Raw genomic sequence first — 18,169 nt, forward strand, 5'->3', positions numbered from 1 at the left:
GTGTCAACGCCTCTCGTAGCCGAAGTCGGCGAGCACCAGCCCGCTCGCGAGTCCCTCGTCCGACACCGCGTGCTCGTAGGGCAGCACGGGGTGGATCTCGAACCGGGCGGCGCCCTCGAACGCGTCGAGCACGCCGCTGCTGCACACGAACAGGTCCACGGTGTACTCGCCGGGCTTGAGCCACGGCGAGCGGATGGTGAGGACGATCTTCTGGTCGAGGCCCGCGTCGAGCCACAGGCCGCTGACGCGCGAGTCGCACTGCAGGATCGTGGTCCCGTTGCGGTCGTTCACGTGGCACGAGACGAAGTACTTGCCGATGAACGACGGGTTCGAGCCCACCACCAGCTCGATCGTCTTGTCCTCGGTGGTCCGGTACAGCGGGCTGGACACGGTGGCCGAGGTGATCCGCAGCTCGCCGGTGCCCGCGCGGTGCTCGATGTCCGTGGGCGCCAGCACGGCGCGGTCGCGGCTGGTGCGGTACAGCTCGATCGCCTCGTCGACGTCGCCCTGCATCACCAGCCTGCCGTTCTCCAGGTACAGCGCCGTGGAGCACAGCGCGGTGACGGTCTGCACCTGGTGGCTGACGTACAGCACGGTGCGCCCGTCCTGCGCGGAGCGCCGCATCCGGTCGATGCACTTGGCCTGGAACTCGGCGTCGCCCACGGCCAGCACCTCGTCGATGGCGAGGATCTCCGTGTCCAGGTGCGCCGCCACCGCGAACGCCAGGCGCACGTACATGCCCGACGAGTACCGCTTGACCGGGGTGTCGAGGAACTTCTCCACCCCGGAGAAGTCGACGATCTCGTCGAAGCGCCGCTGGATCTCACCGCGCCGCATGCCCAGCAGGGTGCCGTTGAGGTAGACGTTCTCCCGGCCGGTGAGCTCGGGGTGGAACCCGGTGCCGACCTCGAGCAGGCTGCCCACCCGCCCGCGTAGCCGGATCTGGCCCTCCGAGGGCGCGGCGACGCGCGTGAGCAGCTTGAGCAGCGTGCTCTTGCCGGCGCCGTTGCGGCCGAGGATCCCCACCGCGGCGCCCTGCGGGATGTCGAAGTCCAGGCCGTCCAAGGCGGTGAAGCGCTCGTGCGTGGTCCGTCGGAACGGGTTCCGCAGGCGGCGCAGCAGCGCCTCGCCCGCGGTCGACGGGCGGTCGTCGTCGTGCGAGATCTGGTAGTGCTTGGACAGGCCACGGACCTGGATCGCGGGTGCGGTGCTGGTGGGCGACGTCATGTCCTCGTCCCGTCGTCGGCGGCAGGGTGGGGGTGGTCGGCAGGAGCAGGGGCCGGGCGGGGCCGGGCCGCCCACCGCGCGCTCCGCAGCACGGCGGCCGGCGCCGGGCCGTACAGCCGCACCGCGTCGGCGACCAGGCCCGCGGCGGTGAAGAGCGCCTCGAGCGCGCCGTCGCGCACGGCGCCCGAGCGGACCCGGCGCAGGGCGGGCCGGGCCAGCTGGTCCCGCACGAACCGGAGCCGGGGCGCTGGGCGGCGGGTCACCCGGGTGCGGGTGTACCGCATCGCGTTGCGCGCGTAGTAGTAGGACGACAGCAGGCGGCTCGGGCCGGTGAACGACGCCGAGACGGCGTGCAGCAGCACTGCGTCGCGGGCCACCACGAGCCGCACGCCCAGGGCCCGGGCCCGCGCGCTCCAGTCGGCGTCCTCGAAGAGCAGGAAGTACGCCGGGTCGAAAAGCCCCACCTGGCGCCAGGTGGCGGCGGGAGCGAGCACGCAGCAGCCCGCGAGGGTCGCGGACTCGCGCAGCACCCGGTCGGGATCGGCGGCGTCGTCCCGAGCGAGCTCGGCTGGCGTGAGGTGGCGGGGCCAGCCGCGGTCCGCCTCGACGGCGCCGCCGCCGAACCACACCGTCTCGGGCTCGTCGAGGTAGCGGACCTCGGGGCTCACCGCCGTGCCGGGCGCGGCGTGCCGGACGAGCGCGGCGAACATCCCGGGTGTGACCTCGGTGTCGTTGTTGAGCACGCACACGTGCCGTGCGCCCTCGGCCAGGCACGCCCGGATCCCGTGGTTCATCCCGCCGGTGAAGCCGAGGTTGGCCCCCGTCTGCCGGAACCGCACCTCGGGCGCGAGCTCGCGCAGCGCGTCGCCGAGGCCGTCCCCGGAGCCGTTGTCCACCACGAGCACCTGGGCGGGCGCCAGCCCGTCCGCCAGCACCGAGCGGACGCAGCGCAGCGTGTCCTCGCGCCCGTGCCAGCTGAGGATCACCACGTGCAGCCCGTCGGTGGCGGGCGCGTTCTCGACGGCGGGGGCCGGCGCAGGGTCCGGCAGCAGGCCCGTCACCGGTCGGCCTCCACCAGCAGGGCGCCCGTGTCCGCCGGGGCGGCGGCCAGGCGCGGCCACAGCCCGGGCTCGAACGGGTGCATGCGCCGCTGCCCGCGCCACAACCAGGCCGCGGGCCACCAGCGCGTCCAGTAGTAGGCGGTGGTGCGCCACCCCTCGTGGTGCCCCCACGAGGCGATCTTGCGCCGCACCGACGCAGGGGTCCGGGCCCAGGAGTTGTGCACGATGGCCTCGGCGGGGTCGAGCAGCTCGGCGCGGACCTCGCCGGGCTCGGGCGGGCGCGCCACCTGGACGGACGTCGTGTCGCCGCGCACCACCGGCCGCAGGAACGGGCCGCCCGTGCGGCGGCAGTGCGTCAGCGGGGTGCCGGGCCGCACCGCGACGGGCGCCGGGTACTCGTGGAAGGCGGACCCGTCGGACCCCACCACCTGCAGGTACCCGCCGTCGGCGAGGCGCCTGTACAGGACCCGCATCGGCCACTCCACGGCGTCCACGCCGCGCCCCTCGGCCTCGCGCAGCACGCGCTCGAGGGCGTCGATGCTGGGCAGCAGCTCGTCGGTGTCGAGCTGCAGCACCCAGTCGACGTCCGTGCCCACCGCCGCGAGCGCGTCGTTGCGCTGGGCGGTGTCGCCCGACAGCGGGTCGTCGGGCCGCACCCACGACCCGGTGACCACGCGCGCGATGCCACGGGTGTCGATCTGCCGGACCAGGTCGAGCACCGCCTGGGAGGACACCGGCGCGCCCGTCCACCCTCGGCCGTCGACGGGCACGGACACCACCAGCACGTCGAGTCGCTCGTAGTAGCGCAGCAGGCTCGACCGCACCCAGGTGGGGTCGGCCGCGAGCAGGTAAGCGCCCAGGCGCAGGCGACCGCTCATGCGGCCCGGCTCCGCAGCGGCGCGCGGAGGCGGGCCGTCCAGGGGCGTTCGGCGAACATCGCCTCGTACCGGTCGGCCACGTGGGAGAGCGCGAACTCGGCGGCTCGAGCCTGCCCGGCGGCGGCGAGCGCGGCCCGGGCCTCGGCGTCGGCGAGCAGGTCGGCGAGCCGCGGGCCCAGGCGCGGCAGATCGGTGAGGACGCCAGCGCGGCCGTGGTCCGTGACGTAGCGGGCGCCGACGTTGTCGGTGGCCACCACGGGCAGACCCGAGGCCATGGCCTCGGCGTACGGGATGCCGAAGCCCTCGTAGGACGAGGGCAGGCAGAACAGCCACGCCGCGCGGTAGGCGTCGGCCAGCTCCTGGTCGGTGAGCGCCCCCAGCACGCGGATCCCCGGCCCCGGGGCGTCAGGCGCGTCCCGGGTGACCATCCACAGCTCCGCGTCGGGGTGCCGTGGGAGCACGTGCCTGGTGAACGCGTCGGCGAGGTCGGCGCCGCGCTTGCGCCCGTGCCACGTCCCGACGAACAGCACCACCGGGTGGTCGGCGCGCGGCGCCGGGGCCGGGTGGAACCGGCGGGTGTCGACCCCGTTGGGGATCGTCGCGTCGGAGCGCGGCACCCACCGGCGGGTCTGCGGCGAGACCACGACGGTGCGGTCGGCCACGACCGCGGCGAGCACCTCGCTGAGCCCCAGCAGGACCATGCGCAGCCGCTCCTTCGCGCCGCGGATCCGCCGGGCCTCCTCGAAGCAGGAGCCGTGCACGGTCCGCACGTGCAGCCTGGCCCGCCGCCGCCACAGCCAGTAGTCGTCGCCGTGCGCGTGCAGCACGTCGTAGCCGGACAGGTCGAGGCGGCGCACCGCGAGCGCGAAGCGGAACGTGCGCAGCGACCCGGGCACGCGCACGTGCCGGTGGCCGTACGGCGCCCCCGGGACGGGCGGGCACTCGCTGATCATGTCGACGTGGTGGCCGCGGCGGGCCAGCTCGCTGGCGAGCTCGTGCGCCTGGAACCCGACACCGATCTTGCTGCCCGAGGGCAGGTAGTAGCTGATCATCGCGATGCGCAGCGGCTCACCCACCCGCCACCCCCTCCCGCAGCGCCTCGAGCCAGCCGCGGCCGTGCCGCAGGTCCGGCTCGAGGTGGTTGCCCTCGGCCCACTCGTTCCATGACTTGACCCACAGGAACCGCTCCTGGGCGGGCCGGTCCGCGATGCTGGCGACCGCCTGGCGCACGTGCCGCTCGAAGACCTCCGGGGAGGAGCCGGTGATGGCGAGCCCGCGCCGGCCCGAGCGTGGGGTGTTGTCCCAGTTGGGGAACACGGACGGCTGCAGCCGGGCCGAGAAGGCGGGCAGCCCGGCGTGCTCGGGGGCGTGCCGGTAGATCTCCGGCCAGCGGAGCAGCTTGCGGCCCGCCCGCATCCGGAGGGTGGCGAGGCGCGTGGCGTCGACCGGCATGCGGATGTACGCCCCGGCGTCGAAGCCTGCCGAGTCCACCCCGTCGAACTTCGGGCCGAAGCCCAGCAGGTCGGCCACCTCGGCCACCAGGTAGAGCCCGGGCAGTCCCGCACGGCGTGCCATCTCCTGCCAGCGGTCCACGAACCCGGCGGCGTCGGGCAGGTCCTCGGGGCGGAACACGTAGAACACCGGGCGGTCGTCAACGCGCAGGTACCGGTCGTCGCGGAACGCGGGCAGCACCGCCTCGAAGTGCGCGCGCTCGTCCTCGAGCCCGGGGTAGAGCTGCTCCTTGAGCACGCGATCTCTGGCGCCGTGCCAGATGCCGCTCCAGGTCTGGTTCGCCCAGGCGAGGCAGAAGGAGATGTCCGGCTCGCCGGTCTTCAAGACCTCGGCGAACGGCCGCTCGAGGATGCGCGAGCCGTTGCCGAACCAGTAGTGCCAGTACACGAACGCCTCGACGCCGTGCTCGCGGGCCATCGCGCTCTGCGCGGCGCGCGCCTCGGGCAGGCGCAGGTCGTAGAAGCCGAGGTCGGCGGGGAGCGTGGGCTGGCGGTGCCCGGGGAACAGCGGACGGGCGCGGGCGGTGTTGGTCCACTCGGTGAAGCCGGCGCCCCACCACTCGTCGTTCTCCGGCACCGGGTGGTACTGGGGCAGGTAGAACGCGACCGCGCGGGCGCGAGGGGCGGTCATCGCCCCGCCTCGCCCATCGCGGCCTGCTCGACGCGCAGCAGGTCGACGAGCCGCCCGGGCGGAAGGTCGACGTCGTCGTAGGTGAGCGTGGCGTCCTGCTTGACGTCCTCGCGCAGCACGCAGCCCTCGGCGATGCCCACCGGCAGCAGGCGCTCGGACCGGGTGATCGCCGCCGTCTCGGCCTGGCCGTAGTAGTCGTAGCCGCCCAGGCCGTCCAGCACCTCGCCCGCTGCGAGGTCCCGCTTGGCTGTGGCCACCACCTCCACCACGGGCGGCCCCAAGGGCCGGATGGTGGCGTCGCCCAGCAGCGCGGCCCGGGCGATGGTGGTCGGCACCTCGAAGTGGCACAGATGGTAGGGCGCGTAGAAGCTGTACAGCGGGCCGGGGCCCAGCTTGTAGAGCTCGAGGTAGTGCCGCTGCCGCGGGTCGTCATGGGTCGCGAGCACGTACACCCCGGGGCCGGGCTGGGCGCCCACGACGTAGTCCACGGCGCCCCCCATGGCGCGCAGCTCGTCGATGTCGTAGCGGGTGGTCAGCTCGTCGACGTGGCCCGGGTGGTCGCGACCGAGCATGCCGCGGCGGTGCACCGTCATCCCCGTGGCGTTGGCCACGATCGCCTGCTCCACGCTGATCTTCGTGCCGTCGGCGAAGCTCGTGACCATCCGGGCGTCCTGCCCCCATCGCTCGGCGAAGCCGCGCTGCGTGGTGGGGGTGCGGTACGGGTCCTGCAGGCCCTTGACGTTGCCGGAGACCAGCGGGGTCAGCCCGATCCCGCGCACGAACCGGTGCAGGTTGAGCTGGACGCCCGGCTGGTCGCCGTCGCAGCCGGTGAGCACGATGCCCGCAGCCTCGGCGCGCCGGGCCAGCTCGGGGCCTACGGTCGCGTCGACCTCGGCGTTCATCAGCACCAGGTGCTTGCCCTGGGCGATGCACTCGAGCGCCACCCGGGCGCCGTGCTCCACGGCGCCGGTGACGTCCACGACCACGTCCACGCAGTGAGCGCGCGTCGCCGTGGTGGGGTCGGAGGTCACGGCGGGGACGCCCGCGGCCGCCGCCCGGTCGAGCGCGGCAGGGCTGTCCACCTCGCGGACCCGGTCGATCCCCGCCTCGGCGAACGCCCGGACGCCCTGCTCGGGCCGGCGCGCGACGATCACGGAGACCCGCATGCCGGGGACGGAGTTGACGATCTGGTTGACCAGCCCGCGGCCCATGAACCCGGCCCCGACGATCGCGACCCGCACGGGCCGGCCGTCCACGTGGCGCTGGCGGAGCAGGGTGTCGACGACGATCACAAGGCCACCTGCTCCCCGACGAGCGGCCACGACGCGTCCTTGGCCGAGATCGTCGTCACCGGCAGCGGCCAGCTGATCGCGAAGGCCTCGTCGTCGTGCCGGAACCCCTGCTCGGCCCCCGGCACGTACGGCCCGCTGACCTGGTAGACGACCTCGGTGTCGTCGACCAGGGTCTGGTACCCGTGGGCGACGTACGGCGGGACGAACAGCGCGGTGCGGTTCCGCGCGCTCAGCTCGACCATCGCGTGGCGCCCGTACGTGGGGGAGTCGGGCCGGACGTCCACCGCGACGTCCACGATCGCCCCCGCGGTGCACCGCACGAGCTTGCCCTCGGCGTGCGGCGGGACCTGCCGGTGCATGCCGCGCACGGTGCCCGCGCGGTGGTTGAACGACACGTTGGCCTGCGCCACGTGCGGGTCGAGCCCGTGGCGGCCGAACTCGGTGGCGTCGAAGGTGCGGGCGAAGAAGCCGCGCTCGTCGGCGCGCGGCTCGAGCTCGACGATCAGCACCCCCTCGACCGCGGTGCTCGTGTACCTCACAGCGCCCCCGTCCAGAACAACCGCTCGTCCACCTGGCCGGTCTTGATCAGGTGCTCGATCTGCTTGAGCCGGGTGTGACCGCGCCCGGTGAAGACCTCGTGGTCGAGGTCCACGGCGGCGAAGACCCGGTGCAGCTGCGCGGCGCCCGCGGCCACGTCCCAGTCAGCGTCGTAGCCGGGCAGCACCGCGCGGATCTTCTCGAACGAGACCCGGTAGCTGCGGTTGTCCGCGCTCGGCGGCCCGAACGCGAGCTCGCAGCCAGGGAACTTGTCCGCAACGGCCTCGGCGATCTGGCGGACGGTGCGGGTGTTGCGCTCGCTGCCGACGTTGAGCACCTGCCCGTGCACGGCCTCGCGCGGCGCGTCGAGCACGGCCCGCACCGCCTTGGCGATGTCGAGGCCGTGCACCAGGGGGCGCCACGGCGTCCCGTCGCTGGTCATCGCGATCCGGTGCGTGGTCCAGGCGAGGCCCGCGAGGTTGTTCAGCACGATGTCGAACCGCATCCGGGGCGAGGCGCCGAACGCCGTCGCGTTGCGCAGGAACGTGGGGCTGAACGAGTCGTCGGCGAGCGCGCTCACGTCGCGCTCGACGAGCGCCTTGCATCGGGCGTACGCCGTCTGCGGGTCGATCGGGCTCTCCTCGTCGACCACGCCCTGGGCGACGCCATAGACGCTGCACGAGGACATGTGCACGAACCGCTCGACGCCGGCCGCCTTGGCGGCGCGGGCCAGGCGGACCGTGCCGTGGTGGTTGATGTCGGCGGTGACCTCGCCGATGAGGTCGCCGATCGGGTCGTTCGACAGCTCGGCCAGGTGCACGACGGCGTCGTGGCCCGCCAGGTCCTCCGGCGTGACGTGGCGGACGTCCTTGACCAGCGTGCGGGGTTGCTCCCCGGCGGTGTGGCACAGCCAGCCCGACCGGTAGAACCCGGTGTCCAGGCCTGTGACCTGGTCGCCCCGCGCGATCAGCGTGGGCGCCAGCAGGCTGCCGAGGTATCCCTCGCTCCCTGTGACCAGGACGCGCATGCTCAGTCCTCCCACGTCTTCCAGGGCGCGCGGCCGCTGTCCCAGAGGCTGTTCAGCTCGGTCCAGTCGCGGAACGTGTCCATGCCCATCCAGAACCCCTCGTGCTCGTAGACGGAGAGCTCGCGATCGCGGGCCAGCTGCTGCAGGGGCGTGCTCTCGAGCATCACGGCGGGGTCGTCGTCGAGGTACTTGTCGACGAACTCGCGCTCGAACAGGAAGAAGCCGCCGTTGACCCAGCCGTCGGCGAGGGTGGGCTTCTCGTTGAACTCCACGACGGTGGCGCCCTCGACCCGCATCTCGCCGTAGCGGCTCGAGGGGTGCACGCCGGTCAGCGTGCCCAGCCGGCCGTGGGCGAGGTGGTGCGCGACGGCGGCGGAGATGTCCACGTCGCTGATGCCGTCGCCGTACGTCAGGGCGAAGCGGTCGGTGTCGAGGTGCGCGGCGACGCGACGGATCCGGGCCGCGGTGCCGGTGGTGAGGCCGGTCTCGACGAACGTGATCTCCCAGTCCTCGTCGCCGGCGGTGTTGTGGAACACCGCCGCCTGCGGGCGGCGCAGGTCGAGCGTGAAGTCCGAGGTCAGGTGGTGGTAGTCGAGGAAGTACTGCTTGATCAGGTCGCTCTTGTACCCGAGGGCCAGCACGAACCTGCGGAACCCGTGGTGGCCGTAGGCCTTCATGATGTGCCAGAGGATGGGGCGGCCGCCGATGTCGACCAGCGGCTTGGGCAGCTTCTCGCTCGCCTCGCGCAGGCGGGTCCCCATTCCCCCGCACAAGATGACGACGGGAATCTGGGCGGGATCGGCGCTCATGAGGCCTCCTAGCGGCAGGCGGGCGGGCGTGCGCAACGGCACGAGAGTACCGGGCCGTTTGCTATCAAATCATGCCCGAGCGGATGAAAACGGACAGACGCGCCCCGTCCCTCTTGACCCCCCTGACCGGGCAGGATGACGATTTGTCTGGTTCGCGGCCTTCGTGCCGCGTCCGCACACGGATGTGAACCTCGCCTCGCGCTCGACGCGGCGTGGCCGTGCGACAACCGGGGGATGACGATGGGAGTGCCGGATGGCGAGGTCGACCTGTCGGTGGTGATCGCGGCCTTCGACGCCGCGGCGACGCTGCCGGAGCAGCTGGCCGCGCTCGCGGGCCAGCGCACGAGCTGCGCCTGGGAGGTGGTCCTCGCCGACAACGGGTCGCGCGACGGCACCGTCAACGCGGCGCTCGCCTTCGCCACACGCCTGCCCGCGCTCCGGGTCGTCGACGCGTCGGCGCGCCGGGGCCCGGCGGCAGCGCGGAACGCCGGGGTCCGCGCTGCCCGGGGTCGGCACGTGGTCTTCTGCGACGCCGACGACGTGGTCGGCGAGGGCTGGCTGCAGGCGATGCACGAGGCCCTGCGCCGCCACGACTTCGTGGCCGGGCGGCTCGACGGGCGGCGCCTCAATGCGCCCGACGTGCGGGCGTCACGCACCCTGCCGCAGTCCCGCGGACTGCAGGAGTCCGCGCTGCTTCCGGGGCTGTGGCACGCGGGCGCCGGGAACATGGGCGTGCGGGCGGACCTGTTCCGCCGCATGGGCGGCTTCGATGAGTCGGCGCGCTGCCTCGAGGACACCGACTTGTGCTGGCGCATGGGGCTCGTCGGGGTGCGGCTGGTCTACGTCGAGGACGCCGTGGTCCACGCCCGGCTGCGCGAAGGGCTGCGGGTGACCGCCCGCCAGGGCTACCAGTACGGGGCGGGGGAGCGCTGGCTCGCCGAGCGGTACGCGGCGGTCGCGAGGGCCGTGACGGCCCGCCCCGAGCGGCTCGCCGCCGTCCCCGACAGCGGCCCGCCCAACGGCGGCGCTGCCGCGCGCCGACCCGGTCCCCGACCGTCCGCCGGACGCCAGGTCGGCAGGGTGCTGCGACGGGTGTCGGCCATCGCTGCCGAGCTGGCGCGGGTGCGGGGGCGTGGCGACCTGCAGGCGCTGTGCTGGTCCACCGCCTGGGGGCTGGGCTTCGCCCTCGGCCGCGGGCCGCAGCCCGTCCCCGTGGCGATCCCCCCGGAGGAGTCCCGTGCGGCCTGACGACGACGTCCTGGTCCTGCGTCGCGACCTGGGGCATTTCGGGTCTCCGCGCGTGCCCGGCCGCCGGGCCGTCCTGCAGCCGGTGGCGTGGATGGTGCGCCCCTTGACGTGCACGGTGGCGGTGGCCACCACCGGGCGCGTGGCGGCGCTCACGTTCGACGACGGGCCCTCCCCGGCGCACACCCCCGCCCTGCTCGACGTGCTCGCCGAGCGCCGGGTGCGCGCCACGTTCTTCGTACTCGCCACCGCCGCACAGGCGCACCCTGGGCTCGTCCGCCGGATCGTCGCGGACGGGCACGAGCTGGCGCTGCACGGGTGGGACCACCGGCGGCTCGGAGGGCTGCCCACCGGGGAGGCCGTGGGCCGCGTGGCCGCCGCGCGCGACGAGGTCGAACAGCTGTCAGGCGTCCGGGTGCGGCTGTTCCGACCGCCGTACGGCGCGCACACCCCCGCCCAGCTCCGCGGCTGGTCCCGCCTCGGGCTCGACGTGGTGCTGTGGTCCGGGTGGGCGGAGGACTGGCGCCACGACGAGGAGGAGGCGGTCGCGGCGCGCGCGATCGCCGCGCTCACCCCGGGGGGGATCCTCCTCCTGCACGACGTGCGCGGCGATCCGGAGACCGCGGGGCCCGACGAGGAGCTCCCTCACTTCGACCGCGCCGACGTCTTGCGCCGGCTGCTCGACGGCGCCCCGGACTACACGTTCCAGACTGTCGGCGAGCTGGTCGCGGCCCATCCCCGTATCCGCATGGTGCTGCGCGACCTGATGGGCTGAGGCCCAACCGCCCCAACCGCCCCAACCGGCCCAACCGCCCCGGTCGCTCGGGCGCCCTCGTCGGGCGCGGGCTCCGGTCGTCGACGGCCGGTCACCGTTCTGGCGACGGACCCGTGTGCTGCCCGAACGCCCGCAATCCTGCGCGCACCAGGACCGTGGAGGCGGCGACGATCAGCGCCAGCGCCCCCGCTGCCGTGGCGGGCTGCAGGCCCGTCCCCAGCCCGAGCGCCAGCACGGCCGCACCGGTTGTCAGCGCGGTCTTCTCCCTGTGACTCATGTTCCGTCCCCCTGCTTCGTTGCGGGCGCGTGCTTCGTTGCGGGCGCGCCGTCTGCGGCTGACCGTGACGGCGATGTGCGGCACGGTGGCCGCAGCGGTCCGGTGGGCGTGGCACAGGCGTCGGGGCCAGGCAAGGGTGTCGGATGAATCGTGGACAGAGGGCATCGGGAGGGCGAGCGGGTCTCGGCAAGCACGTCACCGCCGTCGCCGACGAGACGACGGTGGACCGTCCGGGCTGGGGCGGGAGACGCTCAGGCGAGCACCGCGTCCAGGCGCCGCACCACGTGGTGGGCGATCTCGAACGACGCGGTCGCGGCGGGCGAGGGGGCGTTGAGCACGTGCACCTGGCGCGGCGCCGACTTCACCAGGAAGTCGTCGACGAGCGTCCCGTCCCGGCGGATGGCCTGGGCGCGCACCCCGGCCGGCGCGAGGCGCAGGTCGGCGACGGTGATCGCGGGCACCAGCCGGGCCAGGCTGCGCGCGAACGCACGGGCCGAGAGCGAGCGGAGCACCTCGGCCGCGCCGGGCGCCACGTTGCGCCGGGCGAGGCGCCACATCCCGGGCCACGTCGCGGCGTCGACCACGTCGCGGGTCGAGACCGTCGACCAGGTGTAGCCCTCGCGGGCCAGCGCGAGCACCGCGTTCGGGCCCGCGTGCACGGCGCCGTCGATCATCCGGGTCAGGTGCACCCCAAGGAACGGGAACCGCGGGTCGGGCACGGGGTAGACCAGGCCCCGCACGAGCCCTGCCGCCCCGGGCGTCAGCTCGAAGTACTCGCCGCGGAACGGCACGATGCGGGCCTCGGGGTCGATCCCGGAGGCCCGCGCCAGCCGATCGGCGTGCAGCCCGGCGCAGGCGACCACCGCGTCGGCCTCGCGGTCGGCCTGGTCGGTGCGCACGTGCACCCGCCGCCCCGATGTGCGGATGGCGACGACGGCCTCGCCGAGCCTGACCCGACCGCCGCCCGCCTCGATGTCCTCGACCAGCGCGCGGCACACCCCGGGGTAGTCCACGATGCCGGTGCTCTCCACCCGCAGTGCGCCCACGCAGCGCACGTGCGGCTCGTAGTCGCGGGCCTCGGCGGGCGTGACCAGTCGGGCGTCCACCCCGTTGGCCTCGGCGCGCTGCGCGAGCCGGTGCAGCCCGGGCAGCTCGTGCTCCTCGGTGGCCACCACGAGCTTGCCGCAGGTCTGCACGGGGATGCCGCGCGAGCGCGCGTAGGCCGTCATGGACCGCGCGCCCGCGGCGCTCATGGCGGCCTTGAAGCTGCCCGGCGCGTAGTACAGCCCTGAGTGGATGACGCCCGAGTTGCGCCCCGTCTGGTGCAGTGCGACGTCCGGCTCCTTGTCCACCACGACCACCTCGTCGCCGCGCCCCGCCAGGCGCGCGGCCACGGCGAGGCCGACGATGCCGGCGCCCACCACCACGACCCGCGTCACGGTCGAGCCGTCCGCGCCTCGACGAGCGCGCTGTGCCGCCCGATCGCGGACGTGACGCCCTCGGGCGTGTCGTGCGGGGCGCGGGCCGGTCCTCCGGCGGCGTGCTCGGACGTCGTGGTCATGTGTGCCTCCGTGCCGGACGAGATGCTGGGCGATCAGCTGGGTGGTGCGGGGCGGACGCGGGAGCGGCGGTGGGATCGTCCGTGCGCAGAGCGTCCTTTTCCTCACCTTCTCACACCGTCTGTCCGGTTCCGGGGGACTGTCGCCCCCGAGGCGCCGACGCGCGCCCGAGGGGGTGAAACGTGCCCGGATTGACCCGAACTGGAATGATTTGGGGCCACAATGGCGACACACCCACCGGAGGAGCCGCATGGACGTCCACGCACCGCTGCGCGCCGCCGGCGCAGGCCACAGGGGCCCGGGCCGCGCCCGCGCGACGTCACTCCTGGAGCTGCTCGGCGGAGCCCGATGAACGGGCCGGGAGCGGTGCTCGGCCGGATCGAGGCGACGCGGCCCTGGTTCGGCCCCGAGGAGGTCGCGGCGGTCACCGACGTCATCGCCTCGGGCTGGCTCGCGCAGGGACCCCGGGTGGCGCAGTTCGAGGAGGAGTTCGCGGACGCGCAGCAGGCGGGCTTCGCGGTGGCCGCCTCCTCCGGGTCCGCCGCGCTGCACCTGGCGCTCGCGGCGGTGGGGGTCGGCCCGGGGGACGACGTCGTCGTGCCCTCCTCCTCCCTCAGCGCCACCGCGGACGCGGTGGCGCGCGTCGGCGCCCGTCCGATCTTCGCCGACGTCGACGCGGTGACCGGCACCCTCACCGGCGCCCACGTCGCCGCGGCGCTGACGCCGCGAACCCGGGCCGTGATCGCCGTCGACGTGGACGGGATCCCGGTCGACCTGGACGACGTGCGCCTGGTCTGCGACCCGGTGGACGTCGTCGTCGTCGAGGACGCGGCCGACGGCGCGGGGGCGAGGTACCGCGGGCGGCCCGTCGGCGCCGGCGCCGAGATCGCCGCGTGGTCCTTTCACCCGCACGCGCTGCTCACCACCGGCGAGGGCGGCATGGTCACGACGGTGCGCCCCGAGTGGGCCGCACGCGCCCGGCGCCTGCGCGGGGACGCGGCGAGCGCCGCGGCCGCTGAGCGGCACACGGGGGTCCCCACGACCACTCAGGAGCACCCCGAGGCCGCGTTCGGCTACCGGATGACGGACCTGCAGGCCGCCGTGGGCCTGGCGCAGCTCGGGCGCCTGCGGGAGGTGGTCGCCCGCCGCCGCGCGGTCGCCGCCGCGTACACCCAGCAGATCGCCGGCATCCCCGCGCTGCGGCCGGTCCAGGACCCGCCGTGGGGGACGAGCAATGGCCAGGCCTACCGTGTGGAGGTCCAGGACGGGTTCCCGCTCGACCGTGACGGACTGCTGGCCCACCTGGCGCACGCGGGCGTCGCGGCGCGGCGCGGCGCCACGGCGGCTCACAGGGAGCCCTCGTACGCGGGCTCTGCCCACGTCCCGCTCCCGGTGACGGAGCGCCTCGCCGACTCGACGCTGGTCCTCCCGGCGCACCAGCACCTCACCGAGGCGGACCAGGACCGGGTCGTCGAAGCGCTGCGCGTGGCGGCACGCGGCTAGTCGTCCCGCCCCGGGCGGTGTCAGGCCCCGCCCGTAGAATGCGGACGCACCCCGGATCCCGCAGGATCCGGGGCTCTCGTGCTGCCGCGCCCCTCGCCCGGCCGCCCGCCGTGCGCGCGGACGGGCCCCGGGCAAGGCCGAAGGGAACCATGGACCTCACCGGAATCCTGCCCGCCTTCCTCGCCGACCCCGCCGCCGCCCGAGCGCTCGAGCTGGCGCCCGCCCGAGGGCAGGTCGACGTCGTCGGACCGGCCGGCATCCGGCCGCCGCTGCTCGCGGCGCTCGCGGGCGCCCACCAGCCAGGCGTCTCCGCGCCCGCCGTGCGCCCCCGCCCGCTCGTGGTCGTCACCGCCACCGGGCGCGACGCCGACGAGCTCGCCAGCGCGCTGCGGTGCTACCTGCCGGACGACGACGTCGCCGTGCTGCCGGCCTGGGAGACGCTGCCCCACGAGCGACTGTCGCCGCGCAGCGACACCGTCGCACGGCGTCTCGCGGTGTTCCGCCGGTTGGCGCACCCGAGCTCGGACCTGGACCTCGCCGGGCCCATCCGGGTGCTGGTCATGCCGGTCCGCGCGATGCTGCAGCCCGTCGTGGCGGGGCTCGGCGAGCTCGAGCCCGTCTCGCTGGCCGTCGGCGACCGCGTCGACCTGGCCGAGATCGCGGACCGGCTCGTCGCCGCGGCGTACTCGCGCGTGGACATGGTCGAGAAGCGCGGGGAGTTCGCGGTGCGCGGCGGCATCCTCGACGTGTTCCCGCCCACCGAGGACCACCCCCTGCGCATCGAGTTCTGGGGCGAGGACGTCGAGGAGATCCGCTGGTTCTCCGTGGCCGACCAGCGGAGCCTCGAGGTGGCGACGCACGGCCTGTGGGCGCCTCCCTGCCGGGAGATCCTGCTGACCGACGACGTGCGGGAGCGCGCCGCCGCGCTCGTGGACGAGCTGCCCGCGGCCGCCGAGATGCTGGCCAAGCTCGCGGCCGGGGTGGCGGTCGAGGGCATGGAGTCCCTCGCGCCCGTGCTCGTGGACGAGATGGTCCCCGTGCTCGACCTGGTGCCGGACGACTCGCTGCTCGTGCTGGCCGACCCGGAGCGGGTCCGCCGCCGGGCCCACGACCTGGCGGCCACCACCGACGAGTTCCTCGCCGCCGCCTGGACGTCGGCGGCAGCCGGCGCCGCGACGCCCCTCGACCTGTCCGCGGCCTCGTTCGCGACCTTCGCCGAGGTCCGCGCCCTCGCGGAGGTGCGCGGGCTGGGCTGGTGGACGCTCAGCCCGTTCACCCTCGACGTCGACGGGGCCGGCGCCGCCGAGCCCGGCATGACGCCCTTCGTGGACCCCGACGCGGGGGAGACCCTGGTGCTGGCGGCCCGCGAGGTCGAGCGCTACCGCGGCGAGGTCGCCCGGGCCGTCGCCCACCTGCGCGAGCACCAGCAGGCGGGGTGGCGCGTCGTCCTCGCGACCGAGGGCCACGGCCCGGCCCAGCGGATGGCCGAGCAGCTCCGGGCGGCGGACGTGCCCGCCCGCCTGGTGCCGCAGATCCCCGAGGAGCCGGAGCCCGGCGTGGTGCTGGTCGTGCCCGCCCCCGCAGGCCCCGGCTTCGTCTTCGAGGACCTCGGCCTGGCTGTGCTCTCGGAGTCCGACCTCACCGGCCGGGCCGGGACCTCCACCCGCGACATGCGCAGGATGCCGAGCCGTCGGCGCAACACCGTCGACCCGCTGCAGCTGCGACCCGGCGACTACGTGGTGCACGAGCAGCACGGCGTCGGGCGGTTCGTCGAGCTCGTGCAGCGCACCATCGGCTCCGGCGCCAGCGCCGCGACCCGCGAGTACATGGTGGTCGAGTACGCCGCGAGCAAGCGCGGGCAGCCGGGCGACCGCCTGTTCGTGCCCACCGACCAGCTCGACCAGGTCACCAAGTACGTGGGCGGCGAGTCGCCGGGCCTGAGCAAGATGGGCGGCGGCGACTGGGCGAAGACCAAGAGCCGCGCGCGCAAGGCCGTCAAGGAGATCGCCGCCGAGCTGATCCGCCTGTACGCGGCCCGGATGGCGACGTCGGGGCACGCGTTCGGGCCCGACACCCCGTGGCAGCGCGAGCTCGAGGACGCCTTCGCCTACGTCGAGACGCCCGACCAGCTCGTCACCATCGACGAGGTCAAGGCCGACATGGAGAAGCCCGTCCCGATGGACCGGCTGGTGTGCGGCGACGTCGGCTACGGCAAGACCGAGATCGCGGTGCGCGCGGCGTTCAAGGCGGTGCAGGACGGCAAGCAGGTCGCCGTGCTGGTGCCGACCACGCTGCTGGTGCAGCAGCACCTCGACACGTTCCTCGAGCGGTACGCGCCGTTCCCCGTGACGGTCAAGGCGCTGTCCCGGTTCCAGACCGCGGCGGAGAGCAAGGCGGTCGTCGAGGGCCTCAAGGACGGGTCGGTCGACATCGTCATCGGCACGCACCGGCTGATCACCGGCGACGTGCGGTTCAAGGACCTGGGCCTGGTGATCGTCGACGAGGAGCAGCGGTTCGGCGTCGAGCACAAGGAGACGCTCAAGGCGCTGCGCACCAACGTGGACGTGCTGGCGATGAGCGCCACGCCCATCCCGCGCACGCTCGAGATGGCGGTCACCGGCATCCGGGAGATGTCCACCCTGGCGACCCCGCCGGAGGAGCGGCACCCGGTCCTGACCTTCGTCGGCCCCTACGAGGAGAAGCAGATCTCCGCGGCGATCCGTCGCGAGCTGCTCCGCGAGGGGCAGGTCTTCTACGTGCACAACAAGGTCGACTCGATCGAGCGGACCGCGGCCCGCCTCGCGGAGCTCGTGCCCGAGGCCCGCATCGCGGTGGCCCACGGCAAGATGCACGAGAACCAGCTCGAGCAGGTCATCGTCGACTTCTGGGAGAAGAAGTTCGACGTGCTCGTCTGCACGACGATCGTCGAGACCGGCCTGGACATCTCGAACGCGAACACCCTCATCCTGGAGCGGGCGGACCTGTTGGGCCTGTCCCAGCTGCACCAGCTCCGCGGCCGTGTGGGCCGCGGGCGCGAGCGGGCCTACGCCTACTTCCTCTACCCGCCCGAGCGCCCCCTCACCGAGACCGCGCACGACCGGCTCCAGACCATCGCCGCGAACACCGACCTGGGCGCCGGGATGGCGGTGGCCATGAAGGACCTGGAGATCCGCGGGGCGGGCAACCTGCTGGGCGGCGAGCAGTCCGGCCACATCGAGGGCGTGGGCTTCGACCTGTACATCCGCATGGTCGGGGAGGCGGTCGCGAGCTACCGGGGCGACACCGAGGAGGAGGCCCCGGACGTCACCATCGAACTGCCGGTCGACGCGCACATCCCGCACGACTACATCGCGCACGAGCGGCTGCGCCTCGAGGCCTACCGGAAGATCGCCGCTGCCTCCGACTCGGCCGCCCTCGCCGAGGTGCGCGCCGAGCTGGTCGACCGGTACGGGCCGGTGCCCGAGGCGGTGGCGAACCTCTTCGAGGTGGCGGACTTCCGCTCCCACGCGCGCGCCGCCGGGCTCGCGGACATCACGGCCCAGGGCAAGTTCGTGCGGTTCGCCCCCGTCGACCTGCCCGAGTCGGCGCAGCTGCGGCTCAAGCGGCTCTACCCCGGCACGGTGCTCAAGCCGGCGGTCCGCACGATCCTGGTGCCGTTCCCGACGACGGCGCGGATCGGCGGCCGCCCGCTGCACGGCGACGAGGTGCTGGCCTGGGCACGCCAGCTCATCGACGCGGTGATCAGCGGGGACGTGTCGGCCGCCGCGCAGGTCGGCACCGGCGCGGCTCGGCGGTGAGGTGGCTGGGCGTCGGATCGGCAGCGCCTACGATGGGCCG

Annotated in this window: 16 protein-coding genes; 4 read left to right on the plus strand and 12 right to left on the minus strand. The window is 74.4% G+C overall.

Annotation, left to right across the window (positions count from 1 at the left end; genetic code table 11):
• Positions 1 to 3: 3 nt before the first annotated feature.
• From NP064_RS03980 to rfbF, 9 genes are read right to left on the minus strand one after another with little or no spacing between them, the layout of a single operon-like run.
• Positions 4 to 1,227 (minus strand): ABC transporter ATP-binding protein, encoded by a 1,224-nt coding sequence (locus NP064_RS03980; protein WP_227567808.1) that lies wholly within the window; start codon positions 1,225 to 1,227, stop codon positions 4 to 6.
• Positions 1,224 to 2,288, minus strand: coding sequence for a glycosyltransferase family 2 protein (locus NP064_RS03985; RefSeq protein ID WP_227567807.1), 1,065 nt, complete (start codon positions 2,286 to 2,288; stop codon positions 1,224 to 1,226). Before NP064_RS03985 ends, NP064_RS03980 begins: the two co-directional genes overlap by 4 nt.
• A complete protein-coding gene (locus NP064_RS03990) occupies positions 2,285 to 3,166 on the minus strand; it encodes a hypothetical protein (RefSeq protein ID WP_227567806.1) in 882 nt (293 codons plus the stop codon). Before NP064_RS03990 ends, NP064_RS03985 begins: the two co-directional genes overlap by 4 nt.
• Positions 3,163 to 4,242: a glycosyltransferase family 4 protein gene (locus NP064_RS03995; RefSeq protein ID WP_227567805.1), complete on the minus strand. Its 1,080-nt coding sequence runs from the start codon at positions 4,240 to 4,242 to the stop codon at positions 3,163 to 3,165. Before NP064_RS03995 ends, NP064_RS03990 begins: the two co-directional genes overlap by 4 nt.
• Entirely contained in the window at positions 4,235 to 5,308 is a 1,074-nt protein-coding gene (locus NP064_RS04000; RefSeq protein ID WP_227567804.1) for a glycosyltransferase WbsX family protein, read from the minus strand. Before NP064_RS04000 ends, NP064_RS03995 begins: the two co-directional genes overlap by 8 nt.
• Entirely contained in the window at positions 5,305 to 6,600 is a 1,296-nt protein-coding gene (locus NP064_RS04005; protein ID WP_227567803.1) for an NAD(P)H-dependent oxidoreductase, read from the minus strand. Before NP064_RS04005 ends, NP064_RS04000 begins: the two co-directional genes overlap by 4 nt.
• Complete coding sequence (rfbC, locus tag NP064_RS04010) at positions 6,597 to 7,139, minus strand: dTDP-4-dehydrorhamnose 3,5-epimerase (RefSeq protein WP_227567802.1); 543 nt, start codon at positions 7,137 to 7,139, stop codon at positions 6,597 to 6,599. The genes NP064_RS04005 and rfbC overlap by 4 nt, the downstream gene beginning before the upstream one ends.
• Positions 7,136 to 8,164, minus strand: a complete 1,029-nt coding sequence (locus NP064_RS04015; RefSeq protein ID WP_227567801.1) for an NAD-dependent epimerase/dehydratase family protein — start codon at positions 8,162 to 8,164, stop codon at positions 7,136 to 7,138. The genes rfbC and NP064_RS04015 overlap by 4 nt, the downstream gene beginning before the upstream one ends.
• A 2-nt stretch (positions 8,165 to 8,166) precedes the next feature.
• Positions 8,167 to 8,973: a glucose-1-phosphate cytidylyltransferase gene (gene rfbF / locus NP064_RS04020; protein ID WP_227567800.1), complete on the minus strand. Its 807-nt coding sequence runs from the start codon at positions 8,971 to 8,973 to the stop codon at positions 8,167 to 8,169.
• 234 nt (positions 8,974 to 9,207) lie between these two features.
• Here rfbF and NP064_RS04025 point away from each other — a divergent pair, with 234 nt between their 5' ends.
• Positions 9,208 to 10,221 carry a glycosyltransferase family 2 protein gene (locus NP064_RS04025; protein ID WP_227567799.1) on the plus strand — a complete coding sequence of 338 codons (1,014 nt, stop codon included), beginning with the start codon at positions 9,208 to 9,210 and terminating at the stop codon, positions 10,219 to 10,221.
• Positions 10,211 to 10,993 (plus strand): polysaccharide deacetylase family protein, encoded by a 783-nt coding sequence (locus NP064_RS04030; RefSeq protein WP_227567798.1) that lies wholly within the window; start codon positions 10,211 to 10,213, stop codon positions 10,991 to 10,993. The genes NP064_RS04025 and NP064_RS04030 overlap by 11 nt, the downstream gene beginning before the upstream one ends.
• A 91-nt stretch (positions 10,994 to 11,084) precedes the next feature.
• On the opposite strand, the gene NP064_RS04035 is transcribed toward NP064_RS04030, so the two are convergent.
• The 3 genes from NP064_RS04035 to NP064_RS04045 all read right to left on the minus strand — a co-directional run bounded on the left by NP064_RS04035 (position 11,085) and on the right by NP064_RS04045 (position 12,831).
• Positions 11,085 to 11,270 carry a hypothetical protein gene (locus NP064_RS04035; protein WP_227567797.1) on the minus strand — a complete coding sequence of 62 codons (186 nt, stop codon included), beginning with the start codon at positions 11,268 to 11,270 and terminating at the stop codon, positions 11,085 to 11,087.
• A gap of 251 nt (positions 11,271 to 11,521) precedes the next feature.
• Complete coding sequence (gene lhgO / locus NP064_RS04040) at positions 11,522 to 12,709, minus strand: L-2-hydroxyglutarate oxidase (protein ID WP_227567796.1); 1,188 nt, start codon at positions 12,707 to 12,709, stop codon at positions 11,522 to 11,524.
• Complete coding sequence (locus NP064_RS04045; RefSeq protein WP_255623473.1) at positions 12,706 to 12,831, minus strand: hypothetical protein; 126 nt, start codon at positions 12,829 to 12,831, stop codon at positions 12,706 to 12,708. The genes lhgO and NP064_RS04045 overlap by 4 nt, the downstream gene beginning before the upstream one ends.
• 346 nt (positions 12,832 to 13,177) lie before the next feature.
• Here NP064_RS04045 and NP064_RS04050 point away from each other — a divergent pair, with 346 nt between their 5' ends.
• Together NP064_RS04050 and mfd are read left to right on the plus strand one after the other, a co-directional pair.
• Positions 13,178 to 14,332, plus strand: a complete 1,155-nt coding sequence (locus tag NP064_RS04050) for a DegT/DnrJ/EryC1/StrS family aminotransferase (RefSeq protein ID WP_227567795.1) — start codon at positions 13,178 to 13,180, stop codon at positions 14,330 to 14,332.
• A gap of 149 nt (positions 14,333 to 14,481) precedes the next feature.
• A complete protein-coding gene (gene mfd / locus NP064_RS04055) occupies positions 14,482 to 18,129 on the plus strand; it encodes a transcription-repair coupling factor (RefSeq protein ID WP_227567794.1) in 3,648 nt (1,215 codons plus the stop codon).
• Positions 18,130 to 18,169 lie beyond the last annotated feature (40 nt).

Origin of the sequence: Cellulomonas chengniuliangii, from assembly GCF_024508335.1 — a bacterium.
In the GTDB taxonomy this organism is placed as follows: domain Bacteria; phylum Actinomycetota; class Actinomycetes; order Actinomycetales; family Cellulomonadaceae; genus Cellulomonas_A; species Cellulomonas_A chengniuliangii.